Origin of the sequence: Mycolicibacterium pulveris, assembly GCF_010725725.1 — a bacterium.
GTDB lineage: Bacteria > Actinomycetota > Actinomycetes > Mycobacteriales > Mycobacteriaceae > Mycobacterium > Mycobacterium pulveris.
The window spans coordinates 1,151,459-1,166,556 of record NZ_AP022599.1 but is presented as its reverse complement, the minus strand read 5'-3'; the positions used below and the strand labels follow the sequence as shown (position 1 = coordinate 1,166,556).

Below are 15,098 nucleotides of genomic sequence, written 5' to 3'. Positions count from 1 at the left end.
GTAGGCCGCGACCCACACTCGGCGCGGGGCTAGACGGCCGACAGTTCGCGCACCACGTCCACGCGCAGGAACTCCGGTGCCTTGATCACGTTGCGCAGCATGAACCGAATGAACGCCGGCATGTCCGCGGCGTCCTCGTCGTAGTAGACGCGCGGGGACCCGACCTGGTAGCGCCGGCGTCGGGTCTCGAGTTCACAGCCGTCGGCGGCGAGGACGTTGCGCACCCAGTCGGCCTGCGAGCCATACGTCAACGCGATGACAAAGCCGTCCTGACGCCGAAACGCCCACAGCGGTGTCCGGTAGACGCGCTGCGATTTGCGGCCGCGATGAATCACGACCGCCCATCCCGGCGCCCACGGCGCGATGAACTTGGTCACCCGGTTGAGCACTTTCTTGTTGGCGCGGGCAACCCATCGTGGTGCGGGCATGGTGAACCTCCTTCGTAGAAGCCTGATCAGGGACGACGGTCCACACGAAATTCCTTTGCCCGAAGGTCTTTTCGAGGTACTCGCCAAGGCGGTGTCGTTCCCAAGGGCGGCGATGTAGCCGTCGGGCCGGACCAGGGTCGGCGCGGCGCCGTCGTCGACGTGACGCACGGCGACCAGGTCGGGGTGGCGTGCAGCCTCGGTGGCGGGCGTCAGCCACGTGTACTTGGTCGGGTGCAGCAGTCCGATGTCGGGGTACCGGTCGCCGACGGCGAGGCGGTCGTCGTTGCTGCCGCCGGTGCCGTCACGGTACGAGACGTCAAGCTGGGTCAGTGCGCGCCTCAGCACGCGCTGGAACCGTGGCCGCGGCGTGATGTGTGGTGCGATGTGGCGTCGCATGGCTGTCGCGATCGGATTGCGCAACAACGTCGTTCGCGTCGCACGACGCGTGCCTTTCACGAGCCGGTGCGTGACGGGCGCACGTTCTTCGGCGTAGGAATCCAGAAGAGGTGGTTCCGCGTGCCCGTTGACCACCGCGGCGAGTTTCCACCCCAGGTTGAACGCGTCCTGGATGCCGGTGTTCATTCCCTGTCCACCCACCACGGAGTGCACGTGCGCCGCGTCGCCTGCGAGGAACACCCGGCCGACGGAGTGGCGGGCGACCTTGCGTTGGTTAATCTGAAACCGCCCGGCGTAGTGGACCGCTGTGATGCGGGCGCCCGGTGGTGCGCCGCGGTCGACGGCGGCCTGTAGTTCCTGGTCGGTGACGTCGCCGGTGGGGGTCTGGCCGGGGCGGTAGGCGATGGTGAGCCGGTGCAGCCCACCCGGCATCGGGAAGTAGGCTGCGAAGTTGCCGCGGTTGAGAAACGCGTGAAAGACGTTGTGCGGCAGTGGCCAGTCCATTTCGACATCGGCGACCGCGAAGTTCTCTTCGAACGCGGCACCGACGAACGGCACCCCCAGCTGATGGCGGACGGTGCTGTGCGCGCCGTCGCAACCGATCAGCCAGGACGTCCGCGTGTGCTCCACCGTGCCGTCACCGTGTCGCAGCTCGACCGCAACGCCATCGGAATCGTGTCTCAGCGTGGCCAATTCGATCGCGCGCTCCACCGTGACGCCGAAACTCTCGAGGCGCGCGTTCAGCAGCGCCTCGACCCGCGGCTGCTGCAACATCAGCAGATACGGATACGGGCTGTCCAGGCCCTCCAAGTCGAGGTGCAGGAACTGCTTGCCTTCACTGAACACCTTGAAGTCGGTGACCTTCATGCCCTCTGCGACCGCGGCCTCGGCGAGGTCGAGCCGCTCGAAGAGTTCGAGCGTCCTGGGTTGCACGCCGAGGGCTCGGGTTTCGGTCGTGGGCGCGGGCGCCGCGTCGATGATGCGCACGTCGACGCCGCGGCGTGCCAGCTCGACGGCCATCGTCAGGCCGGTCGGCCCGGCGCCGACCACCAGTACGTCGGAATTCATCAGTCCTCCTTGGTATTCGGCGCGGTGATGGCAGCAAGGAAAAGGTCGACGTGCGCGTCGACGTCGATGGGCGCCACGGGGGCTTCGTCGTCGCTGGGTGCGACCAGCAGCAGGTGGAGCAGGGCATGCAAGACCAGCGGGCCCAAAAACATCCGCGCCGCCGTCGGCACGTCGACGTCGCCGACGAGACCGGCCTGCTTGCCGGCGGCGAGAAGTTCGCCGGTGCGCTGGAATGCGCGCTGGGGCACCGAACGCCGGAAGATCTCGCCGAGGTGGGGGAGCCGCGGGGTTTCGGCGACCACGATGCGCACCAACTCGATGTAGTCGCGCTGAACGAGCTGGCCGCCGAGATCACGCGCAAGCGACCGAAACGCGTCGCGCAGGTCCGCGGTCGTCGTGGGCGCAGGAACGCCGGCGTCGTCGCCGGTCTCACCCAAGGCGATGAGGTGCTCGAGCACGTCGGCGAGCACGGCGTCCTTGTTGGGGAAGCGCGAGTACAAGGTCTCCTTCGAGACGCCGGCCTCTTTGGCCAGGGCCGCGGTGCTCACGCCTGCGAAGCCGTGGCGCAGGAACAGGGTGTGCGCGGCCCGGCGGATCTGCTGGACCTTGACGTCGCCGCGCGGGTTTGCCGCCATCTCGCTCCGTTTCGTAGCCGAACCGAACGGTACGGTTCGACTGTAGCGGGCGGCGGGGCGGGGCGCAACCGTCGCCCCGCCGAGTGTGGGGTCGTGTCGCGCGAACATTGCGTGCCGCGTGCGGGTAACCCACGTTCGCGACCCTCGGCGTGCTGTCGGACGGCTTGCCTAGACTGGCCTCGTGCTCATCGGTTCGCACGTCCGCTCGGACGACCCCCTGGCCGCCGCGGAGGCTGACGGCGCCGACGTGGTGCAGATCTTCCTAGGCAACCCGCAGAGCTGGAAGAAACCCAAGCCGCGCGAGGACGCCGAGGTGCTCAAGGCGTCGGGCATGCCGATCTATGTCCACGCGCCCTACCTCATCAACGTCGCGTCGGCCAACAACCGGGTGCGCATCCCGTCGCGCAAGATCCTGCAGGACACCTGCGACGCGGCCGCGGACATCAACGCGACCGCGGTCATCGTGCACGGCGGCCACGCCGACGACAAGGACTGGGAGGCCGGCTTCGAGCGCTGGGTCAAGGCGCTGGACTACCTCGAGACCGACGTTCCCGTCTACCTGGAGAACACCGCAGGCGGCGACCACGCCATGGCCCGCCATTTCGACACCATCGCCCGGCTGTGGGACCACATCGGTGACAAGGGCATCGGCTTCTGCCTGGACACCTGCCACGCGTGGGCGGCCGGCGAAAAGCTGATCGACGCCGTCGACCGGATCAAGGCCATCACCGGGCGCATCGACCTGGTGCACTGCAACGACTCGCGCGATGCCGCCGGATCCGGCGCCGACCGGCACGCGAACTTCGGCACCGGCCAGATCGACCCGCAGTTGCTGGTCGCCGTGGTCAAGGCCGCCGAGGCCCCGGTCATCTGCGAAACCGCGGACGAAGGGCGCAAGGACGACATCGCCTTCCTGCGCGAACACGTCGGCTAGCGCCTGATTACGAATTGCTAACCGAACCTCAGTCGAACTCGCGATAACGGTCCGGTGAACTAGATTCAACGGAGTGTCTGCGGTTGACGAGGCGTCAATTGCGTCGCAGCACGCCCTGGAGGCGCAACAGACGCGGGAACGCCGACTCAAGTACGTGCGCCGGATCGCGGTCGCGATCTGGGCCGTCGTCATCGTGTATCGGACCGCGACAGACGGGTTCGCATTCAACCGCGAGCTGTTGCTGCTCTACATCGCGACCGGATTGCTGGCCGCCAGTATCGGTCAGGCCCGCCGGATGCTCTATGTCATCCGCGACTGGCTGCCGTTCGCGTTGGTCCTCGTCGCCTACGACCTGAGCAGGGGAGCGGCAGACCTGGTCGGGCGACCGACGCTGTGGCACTGGCAGATCGACGCCGACCGGTGGCTGTTCTTCGGCACCGTGCCGACGGTATGGCTGCAGGAGCGGCTCAAACTGCCCCATCCGCCGTGGTGGGAGATCTTCATCAGCTCGGTCTACATGTCGTTCTTCATCCTGCCGTACGCGATCGCGGCGGTGCTGTGGCTGCGTAACCGCGACGAATGGAAGTCGTTTGTGCGGCTGTTCGTCGGCCTGTCCTTTGCGGCGCTGGTCATCTACGCGCTGCTGCCCGCCGCTCCGCCCTGGGCGGCCGCGCGCTGCACCGCCGCCGACGTCGAGGGCGGGCCGGCCGGTCCCCGCTGCATGTTCAGGTCCGCGCGCGACGCGCCCGACGGCGGCCTGCTCGGCGCGATGCAGACCGCGCACGACGGTGCCAACGCGTGGATCGAGCGGATCGTCGGGCGCGGGTGGGGCAAGCTCAACCTGCACTCCGCCAGCGCGTTGATCGACCAGGGGCAGGCCAGCGTCAACCTGGTGGCGGCGATCCCGTCGTTGCACGCCGGACTGTCGCTGGCGTTGGCGATGTTCCTGTGGAACCGGGTGCAACGACGCTGGCGGCCGGTGCTGGTCACGTACGTGCTGGTGATGGCGTTCACGCTGGTGTACACCGCCGAGCACTACGTCGTCGACATCCTGCTGGGCTGGGTGCTGGCCATCGTCGTCGTCACGGGCCTCAACCGGTTCGAGGCGCGGCGTTTCGCCGGTGCCGTCAACATCCGATGGCGGCCCACCGCCCGCCGGGCGAGCGAACCCGAGGTGCCGAGCGTCGAGGTGCCGAGCGCCGAGCCTGGGAACGACGGGTTCGACGACGCCCCCGAGTTCGACGCGGATACCTGCGGCCGGCCGGCCTAACCCGTTGTTACGTGCATTGTGCAGTTGTCGGAAAAGTGTAATAGTGGCGCTATGTCAGACACGCACGTCGTCACCAACCAGGTCCCGCCCCTGGAGAACTACAACCCCGCCACCTCACCGGTGCTCACCGAGGCGCTGATCCGCGAGGGCGGCGAATGGGGGCTCGAGGAGGTCACCGAACTCGGCGCGCTCTCGGGTTCGCAGCAGGCGCAGCGCTGGGGTGAGCTGGCCGACCGCAACCGGCCGATCCTGCACACCCACGACCGCTACGGGCACCGCATCGACGAGGTGGAGTACGACCCCGCCTACCACGAACTCATGAAGGTCGCGATCGGCCACGGCCTGCACGCCGCGCCATGGGCCGACGACCGGCCCGGTTCGCACGTCGTGCGTGCCGCCAAGACGTCGGTGTGGACGCCCGAGCCCGGCCACATCTGCCCGATCTCGATGACGTACGCCGTCGTCCCGGCGCTGCGCCACAATCCCGAGCTCGCCGCGGTCTACGAACCGCTGCTGGCCAGCCGTGAATACGATCCCGAACTCAAGGTGCCCGCCCAGAAGGCCGGCATCACCGCGGGCATGTCGATGACCGAGAAGCAGGGCGGCTCCGACGTGCGCGTCGGCACCACCCAGGCCACCCCCAACGGCTTCGGCAGCTACAGCCTGACCGGGCACAAGTGGTTCACCTCCGCGCCGATGAGCGATATCTTCCTCGTGCTCGCGCAGGCGCCGGGCGGGCTGAGCTGTTTCCTGCTGCCCCGCGTGCTGCCCGACGGCAGCCGTAACCGGATGTACCTGCAGCGGCTCAAGGACAAGCTGGGCAACCACGCGAACGCGTCCAGCGAGGTCGAATACGACGGCGCGATCGCCTGGTTGGTCGGCGAGGAGGGCAACGGCGTGAAGACCATCATCGAGATGGTGAACCTCACCCGGCTGGACTGCACCCTTGGCAGCGCGACTTCCATGCGCAACGGCCTGGCTCGCGCGATCCACCACGCCCAGCATCGAAAAGCGTTCGGCGAGTACCTGATCGATCAGCCGTTGATGCGTAACGTGCTGGCCGACTTGGCCGTCGAGGCCGAGGCCGCGACGATCGTCGCGATGCGCATGGCGGGCGCCACCGACGCCGCGGTGCGCGGCGACGAACGCGAGACGCTGCTGCGCCGCATCGGCCTTGCCGCCAGCAAGTACTGGGTGTGCAAGCGCTCCACCCCGCACGCCGCCGAGGCGATGGAGTGCCTGGGCGGCAACGGCTATGTCGAGGACTCCGGCATGCCGCGGCTGTACCGGGAAGCGCCGCTGATGGGCATCTGGGAAGGTTCCGGGAACGTCAGCGCCTTGGATACGTTGCGCGCCATGGCAACCCGCCCGGAATGCATCGACGTGCTGTTCGACGAGCTCGGCACGACGGCGGGCGCCGATCCGCGGCTGGATCAGCACGTGCAGGCGCTGCGTCCGGCGCTGTCCGACGGCGAGACCATTCAGTACCGGGCGCGCAAGGTCGCCGAGGACATCTGCCTGGCACTGCAGGGTTCGCTGCTGGTGCGCCACGGGCATCCCGCCGTCGCCGAGGCGTTCCTCGCGACACGCACGGGCGGCGCGTGGGGCGGTGCGTTCGGAACCCTGCCCACCGGGCTGGATCTCGGCCCGATCCTCGAGCGGGCACTGGTCAAGGGATGACCCCTCTATTCCGCATATCCCGCGAGCAGACGCGTGGGCCCAGCTCGCCGACAAGGGTGACTCGCGCATGACGCACGCGATTCGACCCGTCGACTTCGACAACCTGAAGACGATGACGTACGAGGTGACGGGCCGGGTTGCCCGCATCACGTTCAACAGACCGGAGAAGGGCAACGCGATCGTCGCCGACACACCGCTAGAACTGTCGGCACTGGTCGAGCGGGCCGACCTCGACCCCAACGTGCACGTGATCCTGGTTTCCGGTCGGGGCGAGGGGTTTTGCGCGGGGTTCGACCTGTCGGCCTACGCCGAGGGGTCGTCGTCGGCGGGCGGCGGCAGCCCGTACCGCGACACCGTGCTGTCCGGTAAGACCCAGGCGATCAACCACCTGCCCGATCAGCCGTGGGACCCGATGATCGACTACCAGATGATGAGCCGGTTCGTGCGCGGCTTCGCCAGCCTCATGCACGCCGACAAGCCGACGGTGGTCAAGATCCACGGCTATTGCGTGGCTGGCGGCACCGACATCGCGCTGCACGCCGACCAGGTGATCGCCGCGGCCGACGCCAAGATCGGCTACCCGCCCACCAGGGTGTGGGGTATCCCGGCGGCGGGGATGTGGGCTCATCGGCTCGGCGATCAGCGGGCGAAACGGCTTCTGCTGACCGGAGATTCGATCACCGGTGCGCAGGCGGCCGAATGGGGCCTCGCGGTCGAGGCGCCGCCGGCAGAGGAACTCGACGAGCGCACCGAGCGGCTGGTCGAACGGATCGCCGCCGTGCCGGTCAACCAGCTCATCATGGTCAAGCTGGCGATGAACTCCGCGTTGTACAACCAGGGCACCGCGAACAGCGCCATGATCTCGACGGTGTTCGACGGCATCGCCCGCCACACCCCGGAGGGGCACGCGTTCGTCGCGCGGTCCCGCGAACACGGCTTCCGCGAGGCGGTCCGTCAGCGTGACGAGCCGTTCGGCGATCACGGCCGCAAAGCCTCGGACGTCTAGCGATGCCGAAGCTCTCGCGAATGACGGCGCGCTCCGTCGTGCTGAGCGTACTGCTCGGCGCGCATCCCGCGTGCGCCACCGCAAGTGAACTCGTCAGGCTCACAGCGGATTTCGGCATCAAAGAGTCGACCGTGCGGGTGGCGTTGACCAGGATGGTCAGCGCGGGCGACCTGGTGCGCTCCCAGGACGGCTACCGGCTGTCGGACCGGCTCCTGGCGCGTCAGCGCCGCCAGGACGACGCGCTGAACCCGCGTCTGCGCGAGTGGAACGGCGACTGGACGGTGCTGGTGATCACCAGCATCGGCACCGACGCCCGCACCCGCTCCGGGCTGCGGACCGCGTTGCAGCACAACCGGTTCGCCGAGCTGCGCGAAGGGGTATGGCTGCGTCCCGACAACCTCGACATGGTCTCGCCCGCCGACGTGCTGGCCCACGTGCGGGTGATGCGCGCACGCGATGACGACCCGGCGGGCCTCGCCGCGCAGCTGTGGGACCTGTCGAGCTGGGCGGCGACGGGTCATGAGCTTCTGGACGAAATCGGTTCGGCCCCGGACGTTCCTGGACGGTTCGTCGCCGCGGCCGGCATCGTCCGGCACCTGCTCACCGATCCCGTACTGCCCGCCGAGTTGCTACCCGAGGACTGGCCAGGCGCGGCGCTGCGCGAGGCTTACACGAGCTTCGCCGCGGAGCTGAGTTCGCGGCGCGACACCGAACAACTGATGGAGGCGACATGACCGGTGGAGTGCGGGTCGAGCGCGACGGCGCGGTGACGACGGTCATCATGAACCGGCCCGAGGCGCGCAACGCCGTCAACGGCCCCGCCGCCGCGGAGCTGTACGAGGCGTTCGACGCGTTCGATAGCGACGACTCGGCGGCCGTGGCCGTGCTGTGGGGGGACAACGGAACATTCTGTGCCGGAGCCGATCTCAAGGCCTTTGGCACCCCCGACGCCAACCCCGTGCACCGCACCGGGCCCGGTCCGATGGGGCCGAGCCGGATGGTGCTGTCGAAACCGGTGATCGCCGCGATCAGCGGGTACGCGGTCGCGGGTGGGCTCGAGTTGGCGCTGTGGTGCGACCTTCGGGTGGTCGAGGAGGACGCGATCATGGGCGTGTTCTGCCGGCGTTGGGGAGTGCCGCTGATCGACGGCGGCACCGTGCGGTTGCCGCGGCTGATCGGCCAGAGCCGCGCGATGGATCTGATCCTCACCGGTCGTGGCGTCGACGCGTCCGAGGCGTTGGCGATCGGGCTGGCCAATCGGGTGGTGCCCAAAGGCGAATCCCGCCAGCGCGCAGAGGAACTCGCGGCCGAGCTGGCCAAGCTGCCGCAGCAGTGCATGCGCGCCGACCGGCTGTCCGTGCTGAACCAGTGGGGCAGACCGGAGGCCGAGGCGATGGACTTCGAGTTCGGCAGCTTGTCACGCGTCGCCGCGGAGTCGCTGGAAGGCGCCGCGCGGTTCGCGGCCGGCGCCGGACGGCACGGCGCCAACGCCTAGCGCGAGGGCTGCGCGAACGTGCGCAAAGTCGGGCTGGAGCACGGCGTGTCGCCCTCAGACACGCACGCTCGCGCAAAAAGGGAAAGAAGAAGCTAGGGCTTGTTGATGCGGTTGTCGCGGCCGGTGTCGTTGATCTTCGGGTCGCCATCGGTGTAGGTGACGGTGTTGTTCAGCCCGACGACGTTGAGCTCCTTGTCGATCCGCTCGAAGGTGATCTTGTTGTCGGCCCCGCCGATGTTGACGTTCGCGCAGGTGCCCTTGACGGTCAGCGTGTTGTTCGAGCCGCCGATGTTCAGCGATTTCCCGTCGGCACAGTCGATGTCGGCGGTGGTGCCGAACGAGCCGTAGTTGATCGTGTTGCCGATCTCGACTTGAGCGCCCGACGTGCCCGCGGTCGCGGTGGGGGTGTTCGTGTCGCCGCTCTCCGAACCGCAGCCCGCGAGGACGACGGCCGAGACGGCTGCTACGGCGGCCAATAACCGGATGCTCATGCGACTAGCCGATCGACGTGGTTGGTCATTCCGAGTTCTCGTCCGCGGTCCCACACCACCGGAGCGCCGTTCTTGTACAGCACGGTCTGATCCCAGCCGTACACCGTGACGTCGTTGACGATGTTGTCGGCCACGACGAAGTTCGAGCTGCCCTGAACCGTGACCGCCCAGCAGCTGCCCAGCGCGGTGATCCGGTTGTTGGCGCCGTTGACGAACAGGGTGGCGTTCTGGCAGTCGATGGTCGTGGTGACGCCCAAACCCGTCACGTGGGTGTCGCCGAACTCCGCGTTCGCCGCGGGTGTCGCGACGGTCAGCGCCGGCGCGGTGAGCAGCGCCGCCGTCAGCGTCCTGGCCACAACAGTCGACATCATGGGAGCCAAGCGTACGTGGCACCGCGTAGCGACGACGGAGGATCGCACGAGTCGCCAGGGGCCACGGCGCTGGGTAGCGTGAGGTGCGATGCGTTGGCGTGTCAATCAGGTTGCTGTCGTAGCGGTCACGGCGGCTATGACCGTTGCGAGCTGTTCTCAGACCGTTAGCGGGACCGCGCAGCGGGCCCAGCCCGATGTCCCCGATCCCGACCGCAGCTACGGCTACAACCACGACCGCTGTGGGCTTCTCGCCGACGACACCGTGCAACAGACCATGGACGCCGATCACATCGTGCGGCCCTACAGCGGCGCGGTCTGCCAATACGTGCTGACGCGCGGTGACGGTCCGGTCGACGTCACGTTCTCCTGGTTCGAAACCGGCAGCCTGGACCGGGAGCGGGACCTGGCCGACGAGCGCGGCGCCCGGATCACCGACACCGTCGTCGAACGGCACCCGGCGTTTCTGGCCCGCCGCGACGTCACCGGCGCGGCCTGTTCGGCCACCGCGGCGGCCGGCCCCGGGGTGTTGAGCTGGTGGGTCCAGCTGCGCGAGCCGGCAGGCGGCGACCCGTGCGTCGACGCCGAGAAGCTGCTGGCGGCCACCCTGCAGGCGGAAATGTGACCGCCGTTCGCGCGAGCAGACGCGAAAACCCCCAAAAAAGCCCATTTCAGGGGGTTTTCACGGCTGCTCGCCGGAAAGTTGTCTACACGGTGGCGGCGGTGGCGCTGCTGCTGGCCGGTTGCGCGGCCGAGTCGCCGTCGGCGCCGACGCACACGGCGACCGGTTCCGAGACCGGCTTCCACAGCGTCGACTGCAACGGGGTCACCGACGCCGACATCGCCGAGGCCGCCGGCCCGGCGATGTTCACCAAGACCGTCGTCAGCCACACCGGCTGTTTCTGGCAGGAGAACTCGGTGCTCGGCACGATCGGCGCCGGGATGGGCATCTCGACGTGGTGGTACCGCGGCAGCGACATGGACACCGAGCGGTCGCTGGAGCAGCAGGCCGGGCGCACGCTGAAGGAACTGTCGGTCGACGGCAACAAGGGCTTCAAGGCCTACGACGGCAATGCCTGCAGCATCTACGTGGCCAAGGGCGACGACGTCATCACCTGGTCGATCCAGACCATGAACCCGGCGATGCTGCCCGATCTGTGCTCGATCACCGAACGACTCGCCGAGCTCAGCCAGCAGCGGGTGAACTGACTGAGCCACTGCGACCAGGTAAAACTAGAGGTGTTAATTTTGCGCTGCCCCTTTTCCGGGGTTTCGCGCCGACTGAGGAGAAGCGCATGGCAGTCCAGCCGGAGTCGCAGTCTCCACCGGCCCGCACGGGGCGCCGACCTGCGAGGCTCAGCCGCGAAGCCATCGTCAACGCCGCGCTGACCTTCCTGGACCGGGAGGGCTGGGACGCGTTGACGATCAACGCCCTGGCCCACCAACTCGGCACCAAGGGCCCGTCGCTCTACAACCACGTGCACAGCCTCGACGACCTGCGGCGCACGGTGCGGATGCGGGTCGTCGGCGACATCATCGGGATGCTCAACACCGCCGGGCAGGGCCGCACCCGCGACGACGCCGTGATGGTGATGGCCAGCGTCTACCGCAGCTACGCCCACCACCATCCGGGCCGGTACTCGGCGTTCACCCGGATGCCGCTGGGCGGTGACGACCCCGAGTTCACCGCGGCCACCCGGGAGGCCGCCGCACCCGTGATCGACGTGCTGGCCTCCTACGGGCTGGACGGCGAGGACGCGTTCTACGCGGCGCTGGAGTTCTGGTCGGCGATGCACGGCTTCGTGCTACTGGAAATGACCGGGGCGATGGACGGCATCGACACTGATGCGGTGTTCACCGACATGGTGATGCGGTTGGCTTCCGGTATGGAGCGTCGCTGAGCTATGGTCTGACCTGCGGGAAGGGCCTGTCCGACGAGTTTGGTTCGGCGCGGGCTGCCCTGGTATTGTGGACGATCGTGCCTGGCAGATAAGGCGCCTGCGGCGGAACGCAATTCCGTAGCAGCCTGCATGCTGGGCAAATTCGCGCGTCGCCAGCCCTGAGAATTCGGCAATGCCTTCGGATTGTCAGGCGGGCGTGCGCGACACACCCGATCGCGGGGTACGTGAACGGGACATAACTGCAGTACAGAGACTTAGACAACAGCAGAGAATCACAGAAAGCCGGTAGATGCCAACCATCCAGCAGCTGGTCCGCAAAGGGCGCCGTGACAAGCCGGGCAAGGTGCGCGTCGCCGCCCTCAAGGGCAGCCCGCAGCGCCGCGGCGTGTGCACCCGCGTGTACACCACCACCCCGAAGAAGCCGAACTCGGCGCTTCGCAAGGTCGCGCGCGTGAAGCTGACCAGCCAGGTCGAGGTCACCGCCTACATCCCGGGTGAGGGCCACAACCTGCAGGAGCACTCCATGGTGCTGGTGCGCGGCGGTCGTGTGAAGGACCTGCCGGGTGTGCGCTACAAGATCATCCGCGGTTCGCTCGACACGCAGGGTGTGAAGAACCGCAAGCAGGCACGCAGTCGCTACGGCGCCAAGAAGGAGAAGAGCTGATGCCGCGGAAGGGACCCGCGCCTAAGCGTCCGTTGGTGAACGACCCGGTCTACGGGTCGCAGCTGGTCACCCAACTGGTGAACAAAGTTCTCGTGCGCGGGAAGAAATCGCTGGCCGAGCGCATTGTCTATGGTGCGCTCGAACAGGCCAGGGACAAAACCGGAACGGATCCGGTCATCACCCTCAAACGCGCCCTCGACAACGTCAAACCCTCCCTCGAGGTCCGCAGCCGCCGCGTCGGCGGTGCGACCTATCAGGTGCCCGTCGAGGTGCGTCCTGACCGCTCCACCACATTGGCCCTGCGCTGGCTGGTGAACTTCTCGCGGCAGCGCCGGGAGAAGACCATGGTCGAGCGTCTGGCGAACGAGATCCTCGACGCCAGCAATGGTCTCGGCGCCTCCGTCAAGCGGCGCGAGGACACCCACAAGATGGCCGAGGCGAACCGCGCCTTCGCGCACTACCGCTGGTAGATGTGGGCCGGCGCGCGGGAGCCGCTGCGGCGGCCTCATCCGGCCCCGCGGTCGGGTACTGACAGCAAGCAAGCGAACTAAGCGAAAGAGAAGACTTCTGTGGCACAGAAGGACGTGCTGACCGACCTCAACAAGGTCCGCAATATCGGCATCATGGCGCACATCGATGCCGGTAAGACCACGACCACCGAGCGCATCCTGTACTACACCGGTGTCAACTACAAGATCGGTGAGACGCACGATGGCGCGTCGACCACCGACTGGATGGAGCAGGAGCAGGAACGCGGCATCACGATCACGTCCGCCGCGGTGACGTGCTTCTGGAACGACCACCAGATCAACATCATCGACACCCCCGGCCACGTCGACTTCACCGTCGAGGTGGAGCGCAGCCTGCGCGTGCTCGACGGCGCCGTCGCGGTGTTCGACGGTAAGGAAGGTGTCGAGCCGCAGTCCGAGCAGGTGTGGCGCCAGGCCGACAAGTATGACGTGCCGCGCATCTGCTTCGTCAACAAGATGGACAAGATCGGCGCGGACTTCTACTTCACCGTGCAGACCATCAAGGACCGCCTGGGCGCCAAGCCACTGGTGATCCAGCTGCCGATCGGCGCGGAGGCCGACTTCGAAGGCGTCGTCGACCTGGTTGAGATGAACGCCAAGATCTGGCGCGGCGAGACCAAGCTCGGCGAGACCTACGAGACCGTCGACATCCCGGCCGAGCTGGCCGACAAGGCCGAGCAGTACCGTGGCGAGCTGCTCGAGGCGGTCGCCGAGACCGACGAGGAGCTGCTCGAGAAGTACCTCGGCGGCGAGGAGCTGACCGTCGCCGAGATCAAGGCCGCGATCCGCAAGCTGACGGTGTCCAGCGAGGTCTACCCGGTGCTGTGCGGCAGCGCGTTCAAGAACAAGGGCGTGCAGCCGATGCTCGACGCCGTCATCGACTATCTGCCGTCGCCGCTGGACGTCGAGTCGGTGCGCGGTCACGTGCCCGGCAAGGAGGACGAGGAGCTCTCGCGCAAGCCGTCGGTGGACGAGCCGTTCTCGGCGTTGGCGTTCAAGATCGCGGTGCACCCGTTCTTCGGCAAGCTGACCTACGTGCGGGTGTACTCCGGCACGGTGGAATCCGGATCCCAGGTCATCAACGCCACCAAGGGCAAGAAGGAGCGGCTCGGCAAGCTGTTCCAGATGCATGCCAACAAGGAGAACCCGGTTGACCGGGCCTCCGCTGGGCATATCTATGCGGTGATCGGCCTGAAGGACACCACCACCGGCGACACCCTGTGCGATCCGAACGAGCAGATCGTGCTGGAGTCGATGACGTTCCCCGATCCGGTGATCGAGGTGGCCATCGAGCCCAAGACCAAGAGCGACCAGGAAAAGCTCGGCACGGCGATCCAGAAACTCGCCGAAGAGGACCCGACCTTCAAGGTGCACCTGGATCAGGAGACCGGCCAGACCGTCATCGGCGGCATGGGCGAGCTGCACCTCGACATCCTGGTCGACCGGATGAAGCGCGAATTCAAGGTCGAGGCCAACGTCGGCAAGCCGCAGGTGGCCTACCGCGAGACGATCAAGCGCAAGGTCGAGAACGTCGAGTACACCCACAAGAAGCAGACGGGTGGCTCCGGTCAGTTCGCGAAGGTCATCATCACCATCGAGCCGTTCACCGGCGAGGACGGGGCGACCTACGAGTTCGAGAACAAGGTCACCGGCGGCCGCATCCCGCGGGAGTACATCCCGTCGGTGGACGCCGGCGCCCAGGACGCCATGCAGTACGGCGTGCTGGCCGGCTATCCGCTGGTGAACTTGAAACTCACCCTGCTCGACGGTGCCTACCACGAGGTGGACTCGTCGGAGATGGCGTTCAAAGTCGCAGGTTCACAGGCGCTGAAGAAGGCCGCACAGGCTGCTCAGCCGGTGATCCTCGAGCCGATCATGGCGGTCGAAGTGACCACACCCGAGGACTACATGGGTGACGTGATCGGCGACCTGAACTCCCGCCGTGGTCAGATCCAGGCCATGGAGGAGCGGAGCGGTGCTCGCGTCGTCAAGGCGCTGGTGCCGTTGTCGGAGATGTTCGGCTATGTCGGAGACCTTCGGTCGAAGACCCAGGGCCGGGCGAACTACTCCATGGTGTTCGATTCGTATGCCGAGGTTCCGGCGAACGTGTCGAAGGAGATCATCGCGAAGGCGACAGGTCAGTAAATTCTGACCTGCCGACTTGGCGGGACCGCATAACTGTAAAGATCAAACTGCTTACCAAGCACCAACACAGTCCAGGAGGACACCACA

General features: G+C 67.3%; 16 protein-coding genes. 12 read left to right on the top strand and 4 right to left on the bottom strand.

The genetic code is table 11. The annotated features are described in order from the left end of the window. Positions 1-29: 29 nt before the first annotated feature. The gene (locus G6N28_RS05950; RefSeq protein ID WP_163898072.1) at positions 30-1,892 is read right to left on the bottom strand and encodes an FAD-dependent oxidoreductase; all 1,863 of its coding nucleotides are present in this window, start codon (positions 1,890-1,892) and stop codon (positions 30-32) included. After that, positions 1,892-2,527, bottom strand: coding sequence for a TetR/AcrR family transcriptional regulator (locus G6N28_RS05945; RefSeq protein WP_163898069.1), 636 nt, complete (start codon positions 2,525-2,527; stop codon positions 1,892-1,894). Before G6N28_RS05945 ends, G6N28_RS05950 begins: the two co-directional genes overlap by 1 nt. A 181-nt stretch (positions 2,528-2,708) precedes the next feature. Here G6N28_RS05945 and G6N28_RS05940 point away from each other — a divergent pair, with 181 nt between their 5' ends. From G6N28_RS05940 to G6N28_RS05915, 6 genes are all read left to right on the top strand, one after another. Then, the gene (locus G6N28_RS05940; protein WP_163898066.1) at positions 2,709-3,461 is read left to right on the top strand and encodes a deoxyribonuclease IV; all 753 of its coding nucleotides are present in this window, start codon (positions 2,709-2,711) and stop codon (positions 3,459-3,461) included. Between the two features lie 73 nt (positions 3,462-3,534). Further along, on the top strand, positions 3,535-4,731 hold the full coding sequence (locus tag G6N28_RS05935) for a phosphatase PAP2 family protein (protein ID WP_163898063.1): 1,197 nt from the start codon (positions 3,535-3,537) through the stop codon (positions 4,729-4,731). Between the two features lie 51 nt (positions 4,732-4,782). After that, complete coding sequence (locus G6N28_RS05930) at positions 4,783-6,411, top strand: acyl-CoA dehydrogenase family protein (protein WP_163898060.1); 1,629 nt, start codon at positions 4,783-4,785, stop codon at positions 6,409-6,411. Between the two features lie 67 nt (positions 6,412-6,478). Next, positions 6,479-7,417, top strand: coding sequence for a crotonase/enoyl-CoA hydratase family protein (locus tag G6N28_RS05925; RefSeq protein WP_163898057.1), 939 nt, complete (start codon positions 6,479-6,481; stop codon positions 7,415-7,417). A gap of 20 nt (positions 7,418-7,437) precedes the next feature. Continuing rightward, positions 7,438-8,151: a PaaX family transcriptional regulator C-terminal domain-containing protein gene (locus tag G6N28_RS05920; protein WP_235674476.1), complete on the top strand. Its 714-nt coding sequence runs from the start codon at positions 7,438-7,440 to the stop codon at positions 8,149-8,151. Continuing rightward, complete coding sequence (locus G6N28_RS05915) at positions 8,148-8,912, top strand: crotonase/enoyl-CoA hydratase family protein (protein WP_163898051.1); 765 nt, start codon at positions 8,148-8,150, stop codon at positions 8,910-8,912. The genes G6N28_RS05920 and G6N28_RS05915 overlap by 4 nt, the downstream gene beginning before the upstream one ends. A gap of 92 nt (positions 8,913-9,004) precedes the next feature. Here G6N28_RS05915 and G6N28_RS05910 read toward each other — a convergent pair whose 3' ends face one another. Together G6N28_RS05910 and G6N28_RS05905 are read right to left on the bottom strand one after the other, a co-directional pair. Further along, entirely contained in the window at positions 9,005-9,403 is a 399-nt protein-coding gene (locus G6N28_RS05910) for a DUF3060 domain-containing protein (RefSeq protein WP_163898048.1), read from the bottom strand. Next, positions 9,400-9,774 carry a DUF3060 domain-containing protein gene (locus tag G6N28_RS05905; protein ID WP_163898045.1) on the bottom strand — a complete coding sequence of 125 codons (375 nt, stop codon included), beginning with the start codon at positions 9,772-9,774 and terminating at the stop codon, positions 9,400-9,402. Before G6N28_RS05905 ends, G6N28_RS05910 begins: the two co-directional genes overlap by 4 nt. Positions 9,775-9,862: 88 nt before the next feature. Here G6N28_RS05905 and G6N28_RS05900 point away from each other — a divergent pair, with 88 nt between their 5' ends. The 6 genes from G6N28_RS05900 to fusA all read left to right on the top strand — a co-directional run bounded on the left by G6N28_RS05900 (position 9,863) and on the right by fusA (position 15,011). Further along, on the top strand, positions 9,863-10,396 hold the full coding sequence (locus tag G6N28_RS05900; protein WP_163898042.1) for a DUF3558 domain-containing protein: 534 nt from the start codon (positions 9,863-9,865) through the stop codon (positions 10,394-10,396). A gap of 98 nt (positions 10,397-10,494) precedes the next feature. Further along, positions 10,495-10,980, top strand: a complete 486-nt coding sequence (locus G6N28_RS05895; RefSeq protein ID WP_407664940.1) for a DUF3558 domain-containing protein — start codon at positions 10,495-10,497, stop codon at positions 10,978-10,980. Between the two features lie 86 nt (positions 10,981-11,066). Beyond that, positions 11,067-11,672: a TetR/AcrR family transcriptional regulator gene (locus G6N28_RS05890; RefSeq protein WP_163898036.1), complete on the top strand. Its 606-nt coding sequence runs from the start codon at positions 11,067-11,069 to the stop codon at positions 11,670-11,672. Positions 11,673-11,961: 289 nt separating this feature from the next. Next, positions 11,962-12,336 carry a 30S ribosomal protein S12 gene (rpsL, locus tag G6N28_RS05885; protein WP_128109365.1) on the top strand — a complete coding sequence of 125 codons (375 nt, stop codon included), beginning with the start codon at positions 11,962-11,964 and terminating at the stop codon, positions 12,334-12,336. Further along, positions 12,336-12,806 (top strand): 30S ribosomal protein S7, encoded by a 471-nt coding sequence (gene rpsG, locus G6N28_RS05880; protein ID WP_046750834.1) that lies wholly within the window; start codon positions 12,336-12,338, stop codon positions 12,804-12,806. The genes rpsL and rpsG overlap by 1 nt, the downstream gene beginning before the upstream one ends. A gap of 99 nt (positions 12,807-12,905) precedes the next feature. Next, entirely contained in the window at positions 12,906-15,011 is a 2,106-nt protein-coding gene (gene fusA, locus G6N28_RS05875; RefSeq protein WP_163898033.1) for an elongation factor G, read from the top strand. Positions 15,012-15,098 lie beyond the last annotated feature (87 nt).

Excerpts from the sequence above, each read along its gene's own strand:
- G6N28_RS05950 (WP_163898072.1), bottom strand. The coding sequence starts at position 1,892 with ATGAATTCCGACGTACTGGTGGTCGGCGCCGGGCCGACCGGCCTGACG.
- G6N28_RS05945 (WP_163898069.1), bottom strand. The coding sequence starts at position 2,527 with ATGGCGGCAAACCCGCGCGGCGACGTCAAGGTCCAGCAGATCCGCCGG.
- G6N28_RS05930 (WP_163898060.1), top strand. The coding sequence starts at position 4,783 with ATGTCAGACACGCACGTCGTCACCAACCAGGTCCCGCCCCTGGAGAAC.
- G6N28_RS05925 (WP_163898057.1), top strand. The coding sequence starts at position 6,479 with ATGACGCACGCGATTCGACCCGTCGACTTCGACAACCTGAAGACGATG.
- G6N28_RS05920 (WP_235674476.1), top strand. The coding sequence starts at position 7,438 with ATGACGGCGCGCTCCGTCGTGCTGAGCGTACTGCTCGGCGCGCATCCC.
- G6N28_RS05915 (WP_163898051.1), top strand. The coding sequence starts at position 8,148 with ATGACCGGTGGAGTGCGGGTCGAGCGCGACGGCGCGGTGACGACGGTC.
- G6N28_RS05910 (WP_163898048.1), bottom strand. The coding sequence starts at position 9,403 with ATGAGCATCCGGTTATTGGCCGCCGTAGCAGCCGTCTCGGCCGTCGTC.
- G6N28_RS05905 (WP_163898045.1), bottom strand. The coding sequence starts at position 9,774 with ATGATGTCGACTGTTGTGGCCAGGACGCTGACGGCGGCGCTGCTCACC.
- G6N28_RS05900 (WP_163898042.1), top strand. The coding sequence starts at position 9,863 with ATGCGTTGGCGTGTCAATCAGGTTGCTGTCGTAGCGGTCACGGCGGCT.
- G6N28_RS05890 (WP_163898036.1), top strand. The coding sequence starts at position 11,067 with ATGGCAGTCCAGCCGGAGTCGCAGTCTCCACCGGCCCGCACGGGGCGC.
- rpsL (WP_128109365.1), top strand. The coding sequence starts at position 11,962 with ATGCCAACCATCCAGCAGCTGGTCCGCAAAGGGCGCCGTGACAAGCCG.
- rpsG (WP_046750834.1), top strand. The coding sequence starts at position 12,336 with ATGCCGCGGAAGGGACCCGCGCCTAAGCGTCCGTTGGTGAACGACCCG.